The following is an 18512-nucleotide window of genomic DNA, read 5'->3' as shown; positions in this document are numbered from 1 at the left end:
CCAGGAGGCGCAGGGTGGAAGGACAACGACGAAGGAGCATCCATGCGCGCACTCACGTACCAGGGTCGCCGTTCGGTGTCGGTCGAGACCGTCCCGGACCCCGCGATCACCGCCCCCACCGATGCGATCATCCGTGTCACCTCGGCAGCCATCTGCGGCTCCGACCTCCACCTCTACGAACTGTTCGGCCCGTTCCTCGACCGCGGCGACGTCCTCGGCCACGAGACGATGGGTGTCGTCGAAGCCGTCGGCTCGGAGGTCACCCGCGTCGCGGTCGGCGACCGGGTCGTCATCCCGTTCACCATCGCGTGCGGCGAGTGCTTCATGTGTCGCAACGGGCTGCAGTCGCAGTGCGAGACGACCCAGGTCACCGAGCACGGCAGCGGCGCCTCCCTCTACGGCTACACGAAGCTCTACGGGCAGGTGCCGGGCGGACAGGCCGAGTTCCTGCAGGTGCGGCTCGCCGACGCGAACTGCATCGTCGTCGGTCGTGACCTGCCCGACGAGTCCTACCTCTACCTGAGCGACATCCTCCCGACCGCCTGGCAGGGCGTCGAGTACGCCGGGGTGTCGGACGGCGGCTCGATCACCGTGCTCGGCCTGGGCCCGGTCGGCCAGCTCGCGGCTCGCATCGCCAAGCACCGCGGTCTCGAGGTCTTCGCCGTGGACCCGGTGCCGGAGCGCCGTGCCCTCGCCGAGCGCTACGGCATCCGTGCGCTCGACCTCTCGGACGACGTGGTCGCGGAGCTCCGCGACGCCACCGGCGGACGCGGCCCGGACGGGGTCGTCGACGCCGTCGGCATGGAGGCCCACGGGTCACCGATCGCGGCTGCGGCACAGACGGCCGTCGGCGTGCTGCCCGACGCGATCGCGCGACCGGCCATGGAGCACGCCGGCATCGACCGGCTCGCCGCCCTGCACACCGCGCTCGAGCTCGTCCGCCGTGGCGGCGTCGTGTCCCTGAGCGGCGTCTACGCCGGTGAGGCGGACATCATGCCGATGAAGTCGATGTTCGACAAGCAGGTGTCGCTCAGGATGGGTCAGTGCAACGTCGCCCGCTGGATCCCGACGCTGCTCCCCCTCGTCGAGGACAGCACCGACCCGCTCGGCGTGCTCGACCTCGCGACCCACCGGGTGCCGCTCGCCGAGGCACCGGCGATGTACGAGACCTTCCAGAAGAAGGAGGACGGCTGCATCAAGGTCGTCCTGAAGCCGTCGGCGTAACCGCCCGCTGCACGAAACGACCCGCGCCGATCATTCGGCGCGGGTCGTTTCGTGTCAGGCGGTCAGCAGTGCGTCGGGACCCGGTCACCAGTCCGTCGGACCGGCACTCCCCGCCTCGTACTCCTCGAGCGGCGTCTCGCCCGCGGCCCAGGCGGTGACGACCGGGGTGACGATGCGCCAGCACTGCTCGGCGATGTCGCCGCGCACCGACAGCAGCGTGTTCTCCTGCAGGAGGCCGGCGAGCACCTGCGCGTAGGCGCTGAGGGTCGCAGCTCCGGGATCGGCCTCGAGCTCGACCCGGCGCAGGCCGTCGACGTCATCGGCTCCGGTCACGATGAGGTCGAGGTGCACCGCACCGCCCTTGAGCGACATGCGGAGGACGGTGTCGGAGTGTCCGTCGGGAGCGTCCAGTCCGGTCGGCGCAGCCGAGCGGCGGAAGTGCACGGCGACCTCGCGGCGCGGGTCACCGATGCCCTTGCCGGAGCGCAGGACGAACGGCACCCCCTGCCAGCGCGGGGTGTCGACCTGGAGCAGGAGCTGTGCGAGCGTCTCCGTCTCGCGGGAGGCGTCGACGTCGGACTCGTCCACATAGGAGGGGAAGAGCCGGTCGCCGACCCGGCCCTCGGTGTAGCGGGCGCGACGGGCGGTCGACGGATCGTCCTTCCACAGGCGGACGGCGCCAAGGACCTCGGCGATGCGGTCGTGGACGTCGGTCGGCGTCACCGCGTCCGGCCGCTCCATCGTCGTGAGGGCGAGGACCATCAGCAGGTGGCTCTGCAGCATGTCGCGCAGCGCGCCGGTCTGGTCGTAGAACGCCGCACGACCCTCGAGCCCCAGCTCCTCGTCGTAGAAGATCTCCACCTTCTCGATCTGATCCGCGTTCCAGCCCGCCTCGAGGAGTCGGTTGCCGAAGCGGAGGCCGAGCATCCCGAGGACGGTCGCGTTGCCGAGGAAGTGGTCGATGCGCCACAGACGCTCCTCCGGCACGACCTCGGCGAGCGCCGCGTTGAGCGCCTGGGCGTCGGCGAGGTCGTCACCGAAAGGCTTCTCGATGGCGATGAGGAGGTCGTCGGGCAGGTCGATCTGTGCGAGCGCCTCGGCGACCTTGCGCCCGGCGGACGGTGGGAGCGCGATGTAGAGGATCGGCGAGCCGGTGCAGGCGTCGAGCAGTGCACGCAGTTCGTCGGGGTCGGAGGCGTCGGTCGGGATGAACTCCGTCGTCGACACCAGCGCGTCGACGACCCGGGCGCCGATGCCGGCGTCCTCGAGGCTGGCGCGGACGGTCGCACGCCACTCCTCGTTCGGCTGCGGCGTGCGGGCGGCACCGATGATCTGCAGCGAAATGTCGCGGGCGGCGTCGACGACCTCGCCGAGGCCGGGGATCAGGAGCCGCTTGGCCAGGTCGCCGTTGGCGCCGAGGATCGCGATGGTGCGCTTCGTCGGTTCCAGCGACTCCGCGTCCGGGATGCCGGGTACGGTGTCGGGATCGGGCTGGGTGGTGGTGTCGGACTGGTCGCTCATGGTTCCATCCTGACCGAGAGCCGGCCGATCGTCCTGGGGTTGCGCACGCCCGCGCCCCGGTCACTGAGCCAACTTCGGTCACTGAGCTAACTTCGGTCACTGAGCTTGTCGAAGTGCCCCCGAGCACACGTCCACAGCTACAGAACGACTCCCCGTAGGCCCTTCGACAGGCTCAGGGAACGGGCGCCCCGCTCACCGAGCCGACCTCGGTCACTGAGCCGACCTCGGTGACTGAGCCAACTTCGGTCACTGAGCTTGTCGAAGTGCCCCCGAGCACACGTCCACAGCCACAGAACGACTCCCCGTGGGCCCTTCGACACCTCGATAGGCTCAGTGCGGCGCAGCTCGGGGAACGGGCGCCCCGCTCACCGAGCCTGTCGAGGTGCGCGCCTACTTGTCGTTCTCGGCGAGCCAGGCGTAGGACTCGGCGACGCCGCCGAAGATCTCCTTGCTGTAGCCGTCGAACTCCACGACGCGGGTCGCGTGCGGCGCGGCAGCGAGGATTGCCGGGATGTCGACCTGGCCCTGACCCGCGGGCTGCTGGTTCGCGAACGCCTGGGCGAGCGCGTCGGGCACGACGAGCGCACTCTCGCTGCTCGGCAGCGCGGTGGCGATGTCACCGGAGATGATGCCGTCCTTGATGTGCAGGAACTGCACGCGGTCACCGAGCGAACGGAGGAACGCCGGGGTGTCGGCACCGCCGACCGTCGACCAGAAGGTGTCGATCTCGAGGACGACCTCGGGCGACAGCTGCTCGACGAACAGCTCGAAGATCGGGCGCCCGTCGACGTGGGTCGAGAACTCCCAGTTGTGGTTGTGGTAACCGAACTTCAGGCCGGACGCCGCTGCTTGGACGGCGAGCTCGTTGACGCGCTCGGCGAGACGTGCCGCGTCGTCGGCGGTCTGCCAGCGATCGGTGGGGATGAAGGGGTCGATGACCGTTCCGATCCCGAGCCGCGACGCCGCGTCGAACGCGACCGCCGGCTCGGCGGCGTCGATGACGGGCGCGTGGCCGGACGGGGCCGTGACACCAGCGGCGGCGAAAGCGGTCTCGAACTCGGCAGCGCGCTCGACGAACGCGTATGGCTCGACCTTCGTGAAGCCGATCTCGGCGATGCGGGCGACGGCGCCCTGCAGGTCCTCGGCGATGGCGTCGCGGACGGTGTACAGCTGCACGGACGGTGCGCTCATGGGTACTCCTTCGTAGCTTCGGGCGGGCACCGACGGGCGATCGGATCGGTGACGGACACCGAGCCGGACCGCTTCTGTCGACTCATCGACAAAAGTACCCGAGCCGAGTCTATCGACAGAGACTGGGCGCGCGGGTGGCCGGGCACTCATAGTCTGGAGATTCGACCGACCATCAGCGAGGGGGCACCATGGCAGACCTGAACCGGACGAGGCGGAGATCACCACGCCGCGCGATCGTCATCATCGGCGTCCTCGTGCTGATCGCCGTCGTCCTCTACGCGCTGACCCTGAACCCGAACGTGTTCATCCTGCTCGTCGTCTGCATCGTGATCGTGGTCTCGATCGAGGCGCTGACGAGCAGACCTGACCGGTAGCGATCCGGCCGGTGGCGGGACCGTTACTTCTCGGCGCGCTTCAGCGACTTCTTGACCGCACGCTCGGCGAGGACGGTCACGTAATCCTGGACCGGGCGTTCGGCGAGCGCGCTGACCTCTTCGCGCACGAGCTCGCCGATCCGAGCGGAATCGACCCCCGAGTACTTCTCGCTCAGCTTCGCAGTGAGCTGACGGATGATCTCTTCGTGGTCGATCTCAGTTGCCATGGACTCAGTATCAACCCACAGTTGTTGCCTGGGCTGTGAATCGCGACTTCCGTCCGCCGCTGTTCTCCCGCCGGACACCTGGCCGCCGCGATCCGTTCACCCTCCCCATCGGGCACCCGCCGAGGATATTCTGACCGCGATGTCGATTTCCGTGTTCGCCGTTCGACGTCAGAGTGAGGCGGGCGATCAGCGCCCCTGACGACAGGAGAAGACGATGTCGAAGTACATGCTCATCATGCGCAACAGCGGGTCCGTCGAGAAGCTCGAGGACATGGACTTCGAAGCGGTCATCAACGCGATGGGCGCCTACAACGAGTCGATGATCAACGCCGGCGTGATGGTCGGCGGCGATGGCCTCACCGACGCCGCACAGGGCGCCGTCGTCGAGTTCACGACCGAGGCGCCGATCGTCACCGACGGCCCCTACGGCGAACTCCACGAGCTCTTCAACGGGTTCTGGACCATCGAGGTCGCCACCCGCGAGGAGGCCATCGAATGGGCCGGCCGTGCGCCGCTCGGCCCCGGCAACAAGATCGAGGTGCGCCGTGTGACCGACGAGACGGACTTCGCCGACCACGCCGACAACGAGTACCTCCAGAAGGAGCAGGAGTGGCGGGCGCAGGAAGGTGTGGCGAAGCCGGCGGCCGACCCGGCCTGAGCACGACCGACGCGTGACGGACATGACCGACGCCGACATGACCGACACCGGCGCGGCGGACGGCGATGAGGCCGCCCGCTGCGTGGTCGACAGCGTCTGGCGGATCGAGAGCGCGCAGATCGTCGCCACCCTCACGAAGCTGACGGGCGACCTCGGTCTGGCGGAGGATCTCGCCCAGGAGGCGCTGCTGGAGGCCCTCGAACACTGGCCGCGCGACGGCGTGCCGCGCACCCCGGGTGCGTGGCTGACGATGGTGGCCAAACGTCGCGCGATCGACGGGTGGCGACGTCGGGCAGCCCTCGATGAGCGGTACCGCTCGCTCGCCCGTGACCTGGAGCAGGCGAGCGACCTCGACTGGGAGCCGATCGGGGACGACGTGCTGCGGCTCGTCTTCACCGCCTGCCACCCGGCGCTCTCGCGGGAGTCGCAGGTGGCGCTGACGCTGCGGGTCGTCAGCGGGCTCACCACCCAGGAGATCGCCCGGATGCTCCTCGTCCCGGTGCCGACGGTGCAGGCGAGGATCACCCGTGCGAAGAAGACGCTCGCCGCGGCGAACGTCCACTTCGAGGCGCCGGACCCGGCCGAGTGGCCCCGGCGCCTGTCGGCCGTCCTCGGCGTCGTCTACCTGCTCTTCACCGAGGGGTACGCGGCGACGAGCGGACCGACCTGGATCCGCGCCGACCTCGCGAACGAGGCCCTGCGGCTGGGCCGACGCCTCGTCGCGCTCGTCCACCGCGAGCCGGAGGCGCACGCGCTCGTCGCCCTCATGGAGTTCCAGGCCTCACGCTTCGCCGCCCGCGTCGCACCCGACGGCTCCGCCATCCTGCTCGCCGACCAACACCGCGAGCGCTGGGATCGGGCGCAGATCGTTCGCGGGACGGCAGCGCTCAGCCGCGCCGACGCCCTCGGCCGGGGACGCGGCGCTTACGCACTCCAGGCGGCCATCGCGCAGTGCCACTCGGTCGCTCCGAGCGTGGACGCGACGGACTGGGAGCAGATCGTGATCCTCTACGAGACGCTCGGACGGATCGCCCCGAACCCGGTCGTCGAACTCAACCGCGCGATCGCGGTATCGATGGCGACCGGCCCGGCGACGGCGCTCCGCATCGTCGACAGCCTCGCCGACGATGCGTCGCTGCGGGGGTCGCATCTCATCCCGAGCGTCCGCGGCGAACTGCTCGCACGGCTGGGGCGCATCGAGGAGGCGCGCTCGGAACTCCTGACCGCCGCGCACCTCGCAGCGAACGACCGTGAGCGCGACGTCCTGCTGCGGAAGGCCGCCGAACTGCCGCAGTGAACCGCGTCTCCTGCGACCTCAGCGTCCGGACGACACCTGCGCCGGGCGATCGAAGCGCTGCCCTTCGGGCTTCGACGGAAGCAGCACGAGGACCAGGATGATGACGCTTCCGATCGATGGGACGAGTGTGAAGAAGTAGTACGGGCCGGGGAAGTTCGCGTCGTGCAGGCGCCGCCAGGTGATCGCCAGGCTCGGCACGATGAGGGCGAACCACACCACCAACAGCAGGATCACGCCGAGGATGAGGAGCACACGCATGCCGAACTCCATGGGCCCAGGCTCCGCGAAGTCATAGCCACCCCCGGACAGGTCTTCTTCCTGCGCAGCCGTCGCTGCTGCGACGCCGGTCATGATGGCACCGACCATGACGAGCAGCGTCGGGATGAGGATCAGGATCGTCGTGAGCAGCGAACTCCACCAGTACTCGCTGAGCGACGCGCGCCCCGAGAAGTTCGCGTACTGCTTGAAGAACCGCTTGGTGGCCTGGCGGAACGTGGCCCCGTAGAGCGGCAGGGTCAGGTCGTCCGGCGAGCTGGCACCCCGGGGCGGGGGCGCGATGTACTGCGGCTGCCCGTACGGCGGTTGGCCGTACTGCGGCTGCCCGTACGGCAGCTGGGACTGCGGACCTGGAGGGTTTGGAGGATACGTCATGACTGCTTCCGGATCGCTGGTCGAGGTGCCTCCAGTATGCCCGGCATGGCGACCGGGGCATCGGGGCGGATCACTCCGACGCGGCCTCCCAGCGCAAGAGGTCGCCCGGCTGGCAGTCGAGTGCGACGCACAGCGCTTCGAGCGTCGTGAATCGGACCGCCTTCGCACGGCCGTTCTTCAGTACCGCGAGGTTGGCCGGTGTCACCCCCACGAGCTCCGACAGGGTACCGACCGACATCTTGCGGCGAGCCAACATGACGTCGATGTCCACGATGATCGGCATCAGATCACGTCGTCCAACTCGGAAGGAGCCCCTGCGCCTCGATCTCGCGGTCGACGGCCTGACGCAGCAGGGACCGCATGACCACGACCACGAGGGCGACACCGGCGGTCACGAGCGCGGCGCCGCAGAGGAGACCGATGACCCCCGGCGCGATCCCGCCCGGAGCGAGGAGGACGGCGAGCCCGAACGTGAGCAGCGCGGACACGGCGATCGCACCGATGATGACGTCGACGAACCGGAACGAGCGAGCCGAGAAGACCCGCCCCCGACGGACCAGGTCGAGGAGCGCCCAGACACACACGGCGCAGAGCTGGAAGGTGATGATCTCGGCGATCACGATGATCGCGAACAGGGTCCGCGGCACCTCGTCCACGCCGTCGAGGTCCGCCCAGAGCAACGGGACCATCACCACCTGCACCACCAGCGAACCCACCAGAACGACCGCGAGGATCACCCGCAGCAACAGGACCGTCACTCCGCGCATCGCGCACCTCCATCGAAGAACAATGGAAAGCTATCGTTATTCGATAGATTGCGCAAGCCGACGCCATCCCGCTCCCTGAGCCATTCCGGTCCCTGAGCCCATCCGGTCCCAGAGCCCTTCCAGTCCCCGAGTCCGTCGGGTCCCAGGGCCATCCCGGTCCCAGAGCAATTCCGGTCCCTGAGCCTGTCGAAGGGCGCACTCAACCTCGGAACGCCTCCTGACGACGCCTCGCGACGAGCAGCACACCGGAGAGGAGGGCGAGTGCGGCGATGAGCAGCGCCGCGGACGGCGCGGCGCCGGTCCTGGCGAGGTCGTCGCCACCGCCGCCCCCGCCGGCTCCGGGCGCCGAGGCACCGGGGCTTCCGACAGACGTGCCCGGGAGGGCTCCACCGCCCGTCACCTGCAGCGAGGCCGTCGCCGCGCGATCGGTGGTGACACCTCGGAGCTCGACCGTGTGCACCCCGTTCGGCGTCGAGACCGGCACGGCGACGACACCCGAGACGGCGCCCGAGCCGTCGGCGGTGAAGGTGGCGAGCCGCACCGGGTCGGAGAAGAGCGTGACCGTCACCTGCTCACCGGCGCCGAAACCCGAACCGGCGACCGCGAGGGAACCGCCCGCCGTCACCGATGAGGCACCGAGGACCACCCGGGCACCGTCCCCCGGCTCCGGGTCGACGGGCGTCTCGACGACCGTGACGGTCACCGAACGCTCGGCGCCGACATTGCCGGCGACGTCGGTGGCGCGGTACCGCACGAGGTGCTCGCCCGGTTCGTCGAGCACGAGCCCGGCATCGGAGACCGGCGACCAGCCGGCATCGTCCTGGCCGACACCACCCGAACCCGCGTCGCCCGACCTCACTGCCGCTTCGACCAGGGCGACCCCGGAACCCTTGTCCGTCGCGTCGAACCGCACGGTGACCGGTCCGGTCGCGGGGGCCTCCGGTGTGGTGACCGCCTCGACCTCCGGCGCGGTCGTGTCGATGTCCACGGACAGGGCCACCGGTTCGGAGACGTTCCCAGCAGCGTCGGTCGCGCGGGCCGCGACCACGTACACGCCATCGGCGCCGAGCATCAGCACCCGCGTCTCCGGGTCGAACGCCTCGACCTCCTCCGCCGGCGTCCACGCGCCGTCGCCGAGCCGGAGTTCGACCATCGGGGCGTCGTCGACGTCGTCGTCAGCGTCGACCGCGACCGACACGCCCTCGCGATACCAACCGGCCTCGCCCGTCGGCTCGGCCGGACTCGACGCGAGCGTCACGGTGGGCGCCGTCGTGTCCGGCTCCCCCGCCGGAGCGACCGCGTTCGCCGTGATCTCCAGGATCCCGACGGATCCGCCCTGTTCCGCCGCACCCCAAGCCTGCATGCGCACCCGGAGGGCCGACGTCGCGACCGGTGTGAAGCCCACGGCGTTGGCGACGTCGCGGTCCCGGGTGTACGGGTCCGTGGTGTCGACCGGCACCCAGGAGCCGTCCGCGGCGAGCGTCTCGACCACCCAGCTGCGCGGCGGGATCACCCCCACGTTCGCCTCGTCTGCGGCGTCGGCGAAGAAGTGCACCGACGCGGCGTCGAGCGTGACCTCGCGGTCCCAGCTCAGCTGCACCCACTGCTCACCGACCATCGGCCAGGTGCCCCAGGACGCACCCGAGGCACTGCCGTCGTTGACGGCGTCGACCGTGGTCCACGGCGAGGAGTAGGAGGCGGTCGCCGTGGCGAACGACGCGATGTCGCCCTCGAGCGGGGCGTCCGCCGAGCGCTGCACGGTGATGGCGGTGACCGCCGACACGTTGCCGGCGGTGTCGCTCGCACGCAGGTAGACGTCGTGCGCCTCGAGGTCGAGCATGACCGGCGCGGTGTACGGCTCCCAGGCGTCCTGTCCGTCGACGGCGACCTCGAGGCCCGCGAGACCGGACGCGGTCTCCGGCGCGCCAGGATCGGCGGCCGACGCCGTGACCGCGCGGCTCTCCGCATCGAACGCCGCGTCGACGGTCGGTACACCGGAGTCGATCCGGAACGACGCGTTCCAGACCTCGGAGGTGTTCCCGGCGGCGTCCGTCGCCCGGATGGCCACGCTGTGCGGTCCGTCACCGGTGATCGTCTGCACGGCCGTCCGCTGCCCGGCGACGGCGGTCCAGTCGCCGCCGTCCCGCTGGAACTCGATGAGCGGCGTGGGGTCCGCCGCGTCGAGCGCCGTCGCCCGCAGCGTGACGTCACCGAGGAACCAGTCCCCCGCGCCGTCGACGCCGATCGTCTCGACGTCGAGCGTCGGCGCTTGGGTGTCCTCGGTGACCGTGCCGTCGATGACCGTCACGGTCGCCTCGACGCGGCCGGCCGCATAGCCTTCGGCGGTGCCGAGCACGGTGAAGGATCCGGGCGCGGCGAGCTGGTCCGCGGGGACGGGGTCCCAGTGCACGGTCGCGCGGACGGAGCCGCCCGTCGCGTCGTCGAGGAGCACGGTCTCCGGGAGGAGGGGCTGCGTCCCGGTGATCGTCGACACGACGACCGGCTGATACCCCGTCGTCTCGGCGGCCAGCACGCGCCACTCCTCGACGGCGAGCGCCGAATACGCCGGCGGGTTCGCCCCGTTGGACGAGGCGTTGAGCACCGCCCGGAGCCGGGTGGTGGTGACCGGTTCGAAGGTCACGGTGTGCTCCGCGGTCGTGGAGGTCGGGTAGCCGCTCGGGTTCACGACGTCGACCCAGGCTCCGGACTTCCAGGACTGCAGCCTCCAGCTCGACGGGTCGGACACCCCGTTGCCGGTGCCCGGTGCGACGTCGCGGAAGAACTTGATCGATGCGCTGTCGATGCGCACGGGGCGGTCCCAGTCGTACTGGATCCACTGCTGGGCGGGACGCTCCGCCGACCAGCTGCCCCACATGTCGGGCGGCAGCGGGTTCGGTCGGATCGTCTCGTCGTTGAGGGCGTCGATCCAGTACTGCGTCGGGACGGGCTCGTTCGAGGCCGAGGCGGTCGCCCAGGGTGCGACGTTGCGCCGTGGGCTGAGGTCGGGGCCGCGCTCCGGGGTCGTGACGACCTCGCGCATGGTCGGCGGCACGGTCGTGTCGTCCCACTCCACGCTGTCGATGGCGACCGAGCGACGGAAGTGGTTCCCGCCGACGGCGTCGGCCGTGTGGTACGCGATGTACCACTCGCCCTGGAACTCGGTGATGGCCGGGTGCGAGGTCGTGGACGACACGGGGGCGAGGACGCGGCCGCGCTGGGTCCATGGCCCGAAGGGCGAATCGGCCGAGGAGTACGCGATGCACGCGTGGTAGGTCGCCGGGGTGCAGGTGGAGTCGGGTCCGGCGTTGTTCGCCGCGTAGGCGAGGTAGTAGGTGGCGCCGCGCTTGAACAGCCACGCCGCTTCGAAGAAGCCGTCGACACCGGAGGAGATCGTGCGCACGTCACCCGTGAGCGTCACCATGTCGGCTTCGAGCTCGACCGCGCGGAGCTGACTGAAGCTGCCCCAGTAGAGGTAGACACGACCGTCGTCGTCGACGAAGACCGTGGGGTCGATGTTGTGGATCGTGTTGCCGAGGATGGCCTGGGAGATGATCGGGCCGCCGACCGCGTCCGTCCACGGGCCGAACGGGTCGTCGGCGACCGCGACGCCGATGCCGAACTGGTCCTCCGACGTGCTCGCCGCCTCGTGGACCGGGACGTACCAGTAGAAGCGGCCGTCGGCACCCTCCACGACCTGCCCCGCGTAGGCGCGGCCGGAGGTCGCCCAGTCGAAGACGGTCTCAGGACGCATGAGCGACGGGTGGTGCTCCCAGGTGCCGGAGTCGGGATCGCCGGTGGAGAACGACTGCCACTCGTTCATGATGAAGTCGTTCGTGGTTGGGCCGGCCTCGTCCCGCCCCGCGTAGATGTAGAGCTCGTCGTCGACGACCAGGGTGGCGGGGTCCGCCGAGTACACGGAGCCGTCACCGATGATGGGGTTCTGCGTGGCCGCCTCAGCCGGTGGTGAACCGACGACGACCGTGAGCAGTGAGGCGAGGACGGCGGTCGCGGCTCCGAGAGCGGCGAGGCGGAGGGGACGGGACACGAGGATCTCCAGTGATCGGTGTGGTGGTGCGGGTGGCCCTTCGACAAGCTCAGGGACCGGGGTAGGGGACCGGGGTAGGGGACCGGGGTAGGGGCTCACGGACCGGGGTGAACGGGCTCAGGGACCGGCGCAGGGGGCAGGGGCGGCAGCCGGGGCAGGCCCGGGGAGCGGGATGCGCTCCCCGGGCCTGCCGAGGCGATCAGACGAGCGGTCCGGTCGGTCCGCGCTCGAGCTGCGTGCGTCCGGCCCGCTGGCGGGCGATCAGCACGGCGGCGGCTCCGAGGAGCACCGCGAGGGCGGCGAGGCGACCGAACGTGGCGGCCTCCTCGGGCACACCGGTCGACGCGATGGCGTCCGGCGTGCTGGCACCCGGCGTGATGACGGTCACCTGGGCCGTCACCTCGCCGCCCGGAAGGACCAGGGCGAGCGTGTGGACGCCGGCCGTGGTCGTGTACGGGACGGTGAACACCGCGTTCGCCGTGCCGTCGGCACCCACCGTGAGCGTCCCGAGCGTCACCGGCGTCGACCGCAGCTCGACGCGGAACACCGCGCCCGGCTGGGCTCCCGTCACCGACACCGGCAGCGCTCCGCCGGGGGCCACGCTCGTGACGCCGAGTCGCAGCACCTCGTCACCCGTCAGCGAACCGCTCGGTTCGCTCGGGCCGGGCGTCGGCGTCGGGTCGACCGGGGTCGGCGTCGGCTCCGGCGTGACCGGCTTCGCGGGGACGTCGACGGAGACGGACTCCGAGACGTTGCCCGCGACGTCGGTGGCGCGGACGGCCACCGTGGTCGCCGCTTCACCTGTGGCGACGGGTGCGGTGTACGTGGTCCACGCCCCGTCCCCGATCCGGACCTCCGTGAACGCGACACCGGAGTGTTGGTCCTCGGCGGTCACGGTGACGGTGCGCGCGGTGCCGTCGAACGTCCCCGCGGCTGTCGGGACGGTCGCATCGCGCCGCACCTCCACGACCGACGGCTCCGACACGTTGCCGGCGGCGTCCGTTCCACGGAAGGACACCGTGGTGACCCCGTCCGCGGTGACGACCACCGGGCCGGTGTACGCCACCCACTCGCCGGTCCCGACCCGCGCCTCGAGGGTCGCGACGAGGTCGCGGTCGTCGAGGGCGGTCGCCGAGACGCTCACGTCCTCGCGGAACCATCCGGAGGCGGGCAGCTCGGGGGTGACCGTGGTGGTCACGACGGGAGCGGTGACGTCCGGGACCGGCTGGTCGGCCGCCTCGAACACCTGCCACTCCTTGATCCCGAGGCTGCCCTTCCCGCTCTCGGTGCCCGAGGCTTCGAGGAGCAGACGCAGCTTCGTCGTCGTCACCGGGGTGAAGGCGACCGGGTTGAACGCGTCGACCTCGGTCCCGTACGCACCGAGCGCCTCGACGTCGACCCATGCGCCGGCGCCGTCTCCGGCTTCGGCGTCCCAGTACTGCGTCTTCCAGGACGTCGGGACCTCGATGCCGAGGCCCGCGTCGTCGAGGTTCGAGACGAAGTACGCCCCGGTCTCGCCGACGGTGACCGCCTCGGCCCAGTCGTACTGGACCCACTGCTGACCGATCTCCGGCCACGCGCCCCAGACGGTCGCGTTGTCGTTCGGCGTGACATCACCCGATGAGGTCGGAGCGACGTCGTCGTTGAGACCGTCGACCGTGTTCCAGGCGGCCGTGAACGAGGCCGTGGGGACGGCTCCGATCGCGACGTTCCGGCGGAGCTGACCGTCGCTCTTCGGCACGACGACCGTGGTGTCCGCGGACACGTTGCCCGCGGTGTCGGTGGCACGGAGGTGGACCGTGGTCTCCTCCAGGCCCACGAGGACCGCCTTGGTGTAGGGCGTCCACTCCGCTGCATCACCGATGCGGACCTCGATGGAGGCGAGTCCCGAACCGGCGTCCGTCGCGGTCGCCTTGACCGTGCGGGCCGCGGCGTCGGCGACCGGGGTCACCGACGGCGCTGTCGCGTCGATCCGGACGGTGACGTCGGAGGAGGCCGAGCGGTTGCCGGTGGCGTCCGTCGCGCGGGCGGCGACGGTGTGGACACCGTCCCCGCTCACGGCGATCGGACCGGTGTACGGAGCCCAGGCGGCGTCGTCGACCGACACCTCGACGACAGGCGCCGAGTCGCGGTCGTCGGTCGCGGTGACCGAGACGGTCGCCGCTCCCGTGTGCCAGCCCGATGCCGGGGCCGCCGGGTCGGCGGTGAGGGCGACCACCGGAGCGGTGTCGTCCTCCTCGCCGCCACCGGCGCCGACCGTCACGGTGGCGGTCGCCGACTTCGCTCCCGGCAGGGCCGATTCGACCGTCCCCGCGACCTCGAAGACACCTTCAGCCGCATAGGACGCGGGATCGACGGTGGCCCACATCACCGGCAGGTCCTCGCGGGACCCGTCGTTGTAGAGGACACCGAGCGAGGTCGGCAGTGCGGGTGCGACCCCGGCTGCGGTGGTGACCGCGACCGGGTCGACGGCGTTGATCTGCCCGGGAGCGGTCGCCCGCACCCAGACGGTCGCCTTCGCCGGCACCGCGGAGCCGGTCACGAGACCGACGACGGAGAAGCTGCCCTCACCCGCGACCTGCTCGGGTGTGATCGACGCCCACGAGACCGGGAGGTCGGCGTGGCTGCCGTCCGCGAACGTCGCGTCGACCGTCGACGGCAGTGTCGGCACGACACCCGTGGTGGTGCGCACATCGATGGGTTCGATCGCCGTCGGCGCGACCGCGAACACCTCCCACTCGCTGACCGCGACACCGGCGTACGGGTCGGCTCCGGTGCCGGGACCGGCCGCGCTCAGCACGAGGCGGAGCTTGGTGGTGGTCACGGCGTCGAAGTCGACGGCGTTCGGTGCGTCGCGCTCGACGCCGTAGGCGGAAGCGCCCGTGACGTCGGCCCAGGCGTCGCCGGTCCAGTACTGCGCCTTCCAGGACTTCGGCACGTTCACACCGGCGCCGGAGGAGGGGTTCGTCTGGTCGGCCCAGAACGACACCGTTGCGGCGTCGACCCGGACCGGGTTCGCCCAGTCGTACTGCAGCCAGCGGGTGGCCGGGCGGCTCCCCGACCAGGTGCCCCAGATGTCGGCCTGAGATCCGCCGCTGTGGAGGACCGTGCCGTCGTTCACCGCGTTGACGTTGTTCCACCCCGCGGTGAACTCGCCGGTCGGCGTCGCCTCGCGGGCGACGTTCTGACCGCCCGCCGACGCCGCACCCTGGACCACGAGGTCCTTCGTGCTGGTGAGCTCGCCGTCGCTGGCCGTGAGGCGCAGCGTGTACGAACCCTCGGCGGTGAAGCTCGCGGTCGTGGACGCCGCGGTGGCGTCACCGAAGATGACGAGACCGTCGTCCGGGGCGTCGACCACGGACCACGAGGAGGTCACGTCGCCGAGCGGCAGCCCGTCGTCCTTGACCTCGCCGACGAGCGCGAGCGTGCCGCCGGCGGAGTTCGCCTGGTCGACCCAGGCGTTCACCGACGGAGCCTGGTTGGTGGAGGCGGGTGCCGCAACGCCGGTCGCGAAGAGTTGGAGCTCCTTGACCCCCGTCTTGAACCCGGCGGCGTGGTTGACCGTCAGCCGCACGGCGTCGCCGGTGGCCTCGGGGAACTGCACATGGTTGTAGTTGGCTCGGGGGTAGACCGGGCCACGCGCCTGGGCCGGGATCGCCGTCCAGGTGTCGCCGTTCCGGACCTCGAGCGAGTACGTCGCCGGCTCCGAGTACCCCTGCACGGTGGCGGTGGACGAGGAGTTGTAGAAGTACACCCTGGCGTCGTCGAAGGTCTTGGTGCCTCCGAGTTCGACCACGAGCGAGTCCTTCGCGTTGGGTGACCCCGCGGTTCCCCAGAAGGGCTCGTTGGCGGTCGTGCCGTCCACCGCCGCGGTGGCGGGACGGCTCGGCGCGGAGAAGCTCGCGCTGACCTCGGCACCCTCGGCGGCGTTCGCGGATCCGGCGCTGGCCGGGTCCACGTCGGCGCCCGCCTTGGCGAAGAGGTCCACGACCCGGTCGCCGGCGGCGAAGGAGACGTCCTGCGGCGCCTGCAGCGAGGCGGTCGTCGAGGACAGGACGGTGACGTCGTCCGCCACCTCGACCGTGCCCGTCGCGGGGTCGTAGACGACCTTGCTCAGGGAGTCGATGGTGAAGGCGAGCTTGCCGTCGAGGAACACCGAGTAGCCCTCCGGGATGCTGTCGCCGTAGTGGCGCTCACCGCCCGGTGCGTCCCAGGTGATGGTGAGGTCCTGGTCGCGGAAGGCGATGTTGTTCGCCGTGAAGTGGTCCCAGTCGATGTCGATCGGGTCCAACTCGATCTTCGCGTCGCTCCGCGGACGGAGGCCCATGGTGTCCTCGATCATCGTGAAGTTCGTCGCGCCGAGGATCGTGTGGTGGATCCAGGAGCGGTAGCCGATGTTCTGCGGGTCGGCGTCGCCGTCGGACCAGAACTCGTTCTGGTCGGGCAGGCGGTTGTCGCCACCGTTCTGGTAGTGCGACCACGCGTTCCAGTACAGGAGCTTCTTGTACCACTCGGCGTCGATCGCCTTCGTCGGGTAGTCGCGGAGCACCTTCGCCAGCATGCGGAACGTCACGGTGGAGTTGATCACCGAGAAGTTGTTGCTGCCCGGTCCGCCGTAGTCCGCCTGGTCGGCCTGGTTCGCCGTGTAGAAGGGGAAGATCGGGTACTGGGCGTCGTCCGCGAAGAGGTCGAGCGCCTTGACGTAGTCGTCGGCGTAGTCCGCATCGCCCGGCTTCGGCATGAGGCCGACGGTGAAGGGGTAGAAGTTGTTGATCTCCTTCCACTTCGCCAGCTTGCCGTCGGACGTGAACCGGTGCTTCAGGACCTTCGCGTCGGCGTCCCAGAGGAGCTCGACGACCTTGTCCTTGATGCCCTGCGCGAACTCGTCCATCTCGACGGCCTTCGCCTCATTGCCGGCCGTCCGGTAGGCGGCGGCCGAGGCGAGCGCGTTGGAGTACAGGTACGCGTTCTCGGTGCGGTCCATGTACGCGTTCGGGCGCTCGTGGAACGACACCGCGTCGGCGTCGTTGCCCGTCATGGCACCCCAGTTGTAGTCGATGAGGCCGCTGTCGTCGGTGTCGTAGGCGTCGAGCAAGCCCTTCACGTCGTCCTCGGCGTACTCCGCCAGGTTCTCCGCGATCGCCGTCGGCCCGCCGTGCAGCTGGTACGAGCGCCACGCCGCCTCGGAGATGTACTGCGTGTAGCTGTTCGACCAGTTCGCCGGGTCACCCGGGTTGTCGACGAACTTGTAGCTCTTCGAGGTCTCCCCCGCCGACACCCAGGGGCCGTAGGAGTAGATCGGGTTGCGGAAGTACTTGAGGTCGTCGATGAACATGCCCGTGGTGAGCACGATGGCGTTGTTGTAGCCGAGCACGCCCTCCATCGAGGTGGGGAACTGGTAGTCGTTGCCGGGGATGTCGGCGTCGAGGAAGTTGAAGCGCATGAGCCACCAGCGGTAGTACAGCGTCTTGTCGATGTTGTCCTCGGGCGTGTCCAGGTAGGGCACGTTGTCGGCCCACCACTGGTTGTACGCGGTGACCTGCGCCGTGTACGAGGCGTCGGGCGCGAGTCCGCGGACGGCGTCGTACTGGGTGCGCGACTCCGCGATCTCGTCGGTGACGAACCCGAGCTGCACCTTGGTGGACACGGTGCCGCCGGCCGGGACGGCGAGGCTGGCCGTGATGCCGCCGCCGTCCGGCGTGAAGCCGTCGCCGGAGAGCCGCGGGAAGATCGTGGTGAGCTTGTTGGCCGCGGACACGACGCCGGTGAGCTCATCGCCCTCGACGGTCGTCGTGTAGGCCGAGCTGGCCGTGAGCTGCACGGTGTGCGCGCCGTTGGTACTGCGGACCTGCAGCCCGGTGACCGCGACGTTCCCGTCGGTGATGTACTTCGTCTGGACGACCTCGATCCCCGAGGCCGCGTGGCGGTGCACGCTGCGCCAGTAGCTCGGCGTCTGCACCCGGCTCGCCGTGTCCTCCGTGAGCGTCACGTCGGAGCCGTCGATCTTCGCCGCGACCGTGTACGCGGCCTTGCCGTCGATGGCCTCCCAGTAGGCGACCTGGCCGCCGAACCCGAGCTTCGACGGGTCGTGCTCCTTCATGAACACGGCACGGCCGCGGCTGAAGAGCCACTGGTTGTCGTCGCCGAAGCTGCCGGTGGTGCCGGTGCGCTGGAGCATCCGGTCCATCCAGAAGTCGGGCCCGCCGAGGGCTCCGGCTCCAGCGGCCACGTCCGCGTCGAAGATCGCCTGCAGCTGGTTGCCGGCCGTGTAGCCGGTGCCGGTGGCGGGGACCGGGGTGTCGCTGCCCGAGAACGTCGGGTAGCCGATGTCGGCGTTCGCGGCCTGCGCCGGCGCCGTGAGGAAGGTCGTGCCGATGACGGCGAGAGCGGCTGTCGCCGCGATCCCGCCACGCCATCCACGCGACCCCCGCTTGGGGGTGGATTGCTGTGTTCTGACCACGCTGTCTGATTCCCTCTCGTCAGTGAGTAGGACACTCCCGGGGAGGTTATCGGGAGATTCGCAGGATTCGCAAGGCTTTTCGGAAGTTTCGGCACAC

At 70.3% G+C, this 18512-nt stretch carries 12 protein-coding genes; 4 read left to right on the top strand and 8 right to left on the bottom strand.

All coding sequences use genetic code 11. The annotated features are described in order from the left end of the window. Window positions 1-42 precede the first annotated feature (42 nt). Complete coding sequence (locus tag ACQG07_RS14460; protein WP_411557449.1) at window positions 43-1224, top strand: alcohol dehydrogenase catalytic domain-containing protein; 1182 nt, start codon at window positions 43-45, stop codon at window positions 1222-1224. A gap of 84 nt (window positions 1225-1308) precedes the next feature. On the opposite strand, the gene ACQG07_RS14455 is transcribed toward ACQG07_RS14460, so the two are convergent. Both ACQG07_RS14455 and ACQG07_RS14450 read right to left on the bottom strand, forming a co-directional pair. After that, on the bottom strand, window positions 1309-2745 hold the full coding sequence (locus tag ACQG07_RS14455; RefSeq protein ID WP_426738616.1) for a glucose-6-phosphate dehydrogenase: 1437 nt from the start codon (window positions 2743-2745) through the stop codon (window positions 1309-1311). 390 nt (window positions 2746-3135) lie between these two features. Then, the gene (locus ACQG07_RS14450; RefSeq protein WP_426738615.1) at window positions 3136-3936 is read right to left on the bottom strand and encodes a sugar phosphate isomerase/epimerase family protein; all 801 of its coding nucleotides are present in this window, start codon (window positions 3934-3936) and stop codon (window positions 3136-3138) included. 188 nt (window positions 3937-4124) lie between these two features. Between ACQG07_RS14450 and ACQG07_RS14445 the strand changes: the two genes are divergently transcribed. Then, entirely contained in the window at window positions 4125-4310 is a 186-nt protein-coding gene (locus tag ACQG07_RS14445; RefSeq protein ID WP_079704550.1) for a hypothetical protein, read from the top strand. Between the two features lie 23 nt (window positions 4311-4333). On the opposite strand, the gene ACQG07_RS14440 is transcribed toward ACQG07_RS14445, so the two are convergent. Then, window positions 4334-4537 carry a three-helix bundle dimerization domain-containing protein gene (locus ACQG07_RS14440; RefSeq protein ID WP_079704549.1) on the bottom strand — a complete coding sequence of 68 codons (204 nt, stop codon included), beginning with the start codon at window positions 4535-4537 and terminating at the stop codon, window positions 4334-4336. 214 nt (window positions 4538-4751) lie between these two features. Between ACQG07_RS14440 and ACQG07_RS14435 the strand changes: the two genes are divergently transcribed. Further along, entirely contained in the window at window positions 4752-5195 is a 444-nt protein-coding gene (locus ACQG07_RS14435; protein ID WP_191940091.1) for a YciI family protein, read from the top strand. 37 nt (window positions 5196-5232) lie between these two features. Then, window positions 5233-6492, top strand: a complete 1260-nt coding sequence (locus tag ACQG07_RS14430; protein ID WP_426738687.1) for an RNA polymerase sigma factor — start codon at window positions 5233-5235, stop codon at window positions 6490-6492. Between the two features lie 18 nt (window positions 6493-6510). Here ACQG07_RS14430 and ACQG07_RS14425 read toward each other — a convergent pair whose 3' ends face one another. The 5 genes from ACQG07_RS14425 to ACQG07_RS14405 all read right to left on the bottom strand — a co-directional run bounded on the left by ACQG07_RS14425 (window position 6511) and on the right by ACQG07_RS14405 (window position 18415). Further along, a complete protein-coding gene (locus ACQG07_RS14425) occupies window positions 6511-7143 on the bottom strand; it encodes a DUF805 domain-containing protein (RefSeq protein ID WP_192004152.1) in 633 nt (210 codons plus the stop codon). 70 nt (window positions 7144-7213) lie between these two features. Beyond that, window positions 7214-7426: a helix-turn-helix domain-containing protein gene (locus ACQG07_RS14420; protein WP_137242732.1), complete on the bottom strand. Its 213-nt coding sequence runs from the start codon at window positions 7424-7426 to the stop codon at window positions 7214-7216. Window positions 7427-7430: 4 nt separating this feature from the next. Beyond that, the gene (locus ACQG07_RS14415) at window positions 7431-7910 is read right to left on the bottom strand and encodes a DUF2975 domain-containing protein (protein WP_426738614.1); all 480 of its coding nucleotides are present in this window, start codon (window positions 7908-7910) and stop codon (window positions 7431-7433) included. 199 nt (window positions 7911-8109) lie between these two features. Beyond that, complete coding sequence (locus tag ACQG07_RS14410) at window positions 8110-11955, bottom strand: OmpL47-type beta-barrel domain-containing protein (protein WP_426738613.1); 3846 nt, start codon at window positions 11953-11955, stop codon at window positions 8110-8112. Window positions 11956-12154: 199 nt separating this feature from the next. After that, window positions 12155-18415 (bottom strand): OmpL47-type beta-barrel domain-containing protein, encoded by a 6261-nt coding sequence (locus ACQG07_RS14405; RefSeq protein ID WP_426738612.1) that lies wholly within the window; start codon window positions 18413-18415, stop codon window positions 12155-12157. Window positions 18416-18512: the final 97 nt, after the last annotated feature.

This window comes from Plantibacter sp. 2H11-2 (genome assembly GCF_050031945.1).
In the GTDB taxonomy this organism is placed as follows: Bacteria; Actinomycetota; Actinomycetes; order Actinomycetales; family Microbacteriaceae; genus Plantibacter; species Plantibacter auratus.
The sequence above is the reverse complement of the archived record's forward strand: the minus strand, read 5'-3'. Positions and strand labels throughout refer to the sequence as shown.

Coding starts and splice junctions, on each gene's coding strand:
- ACQG07_RS14460 (WP_411557449.1), top strand. CDS start 43: ATGCGCGCACTCACGTACCAGGGTCGCCGTTCGGTGTCGGTCGAGACC.
- ACQG07_RS14455 (WP_426738616.1), bottom strand. CDS start 2,745: ATGAGCGACCAGTCCGACACCACCACCCAGCCCGATCCCGACACCGTA.
- ACQG07_RS14450 (WP_426738615.1), bottom strand. CDS start 3,936: ATGAGCGCACCGTCCGTGCAGCTGTACACCGTCCGCGACGCCATCGCC.
- ACQG07_RS14445 (WP_079704550.1), top strand. CDS start 4,125: ATGGCAGACCTGAACCGGACGAGGCGGAGATCACCACGCCGCGCGATC.
- ACQG07_RS14440 (WP_079704549.1), bottom strand. CDS start 4,537: ATGGCAACTGAGATCGACCACGAAGAGATCATCCGTCAGCTCACTGCG.
- ACQG07_RS14435 (WP_191940091.1), top strand. CDS start 4,752: ATGTCGAAGTACATGCTCATCATGCGCAACAGCGGGTCCGTCGAGAAG.
- ACQG07_RS14430 (WP_426738687.1), top strand. CDS start 5,233: ATGACCGACACCGGCGCGGCGGACGGCGATGAGGCCGCCCGCTGCGTG.
- ACQG07_RS14425 (WP_192004152.1), bottom strand. CDS start 7,143: ATGACGTATCCTCCAAACCCTCCAGGTCCGCAGTCCCAGCTGCCGTAC.
- ACQG07_RS14420 (WP_137242732.1), bottom strand. CDS start 7,426: ATGCCGATCATCGTGGACATCGACGTCATGTTGGCTCGCCGCAAGATG.
- ACQG07_RS14415 (WP_426738614.1), bottom strand. CDS start 7,910: ATGCGCGGAGTGACGGTCCTGTTGCTGCGGGTGATCCTCGCGGTCGTT.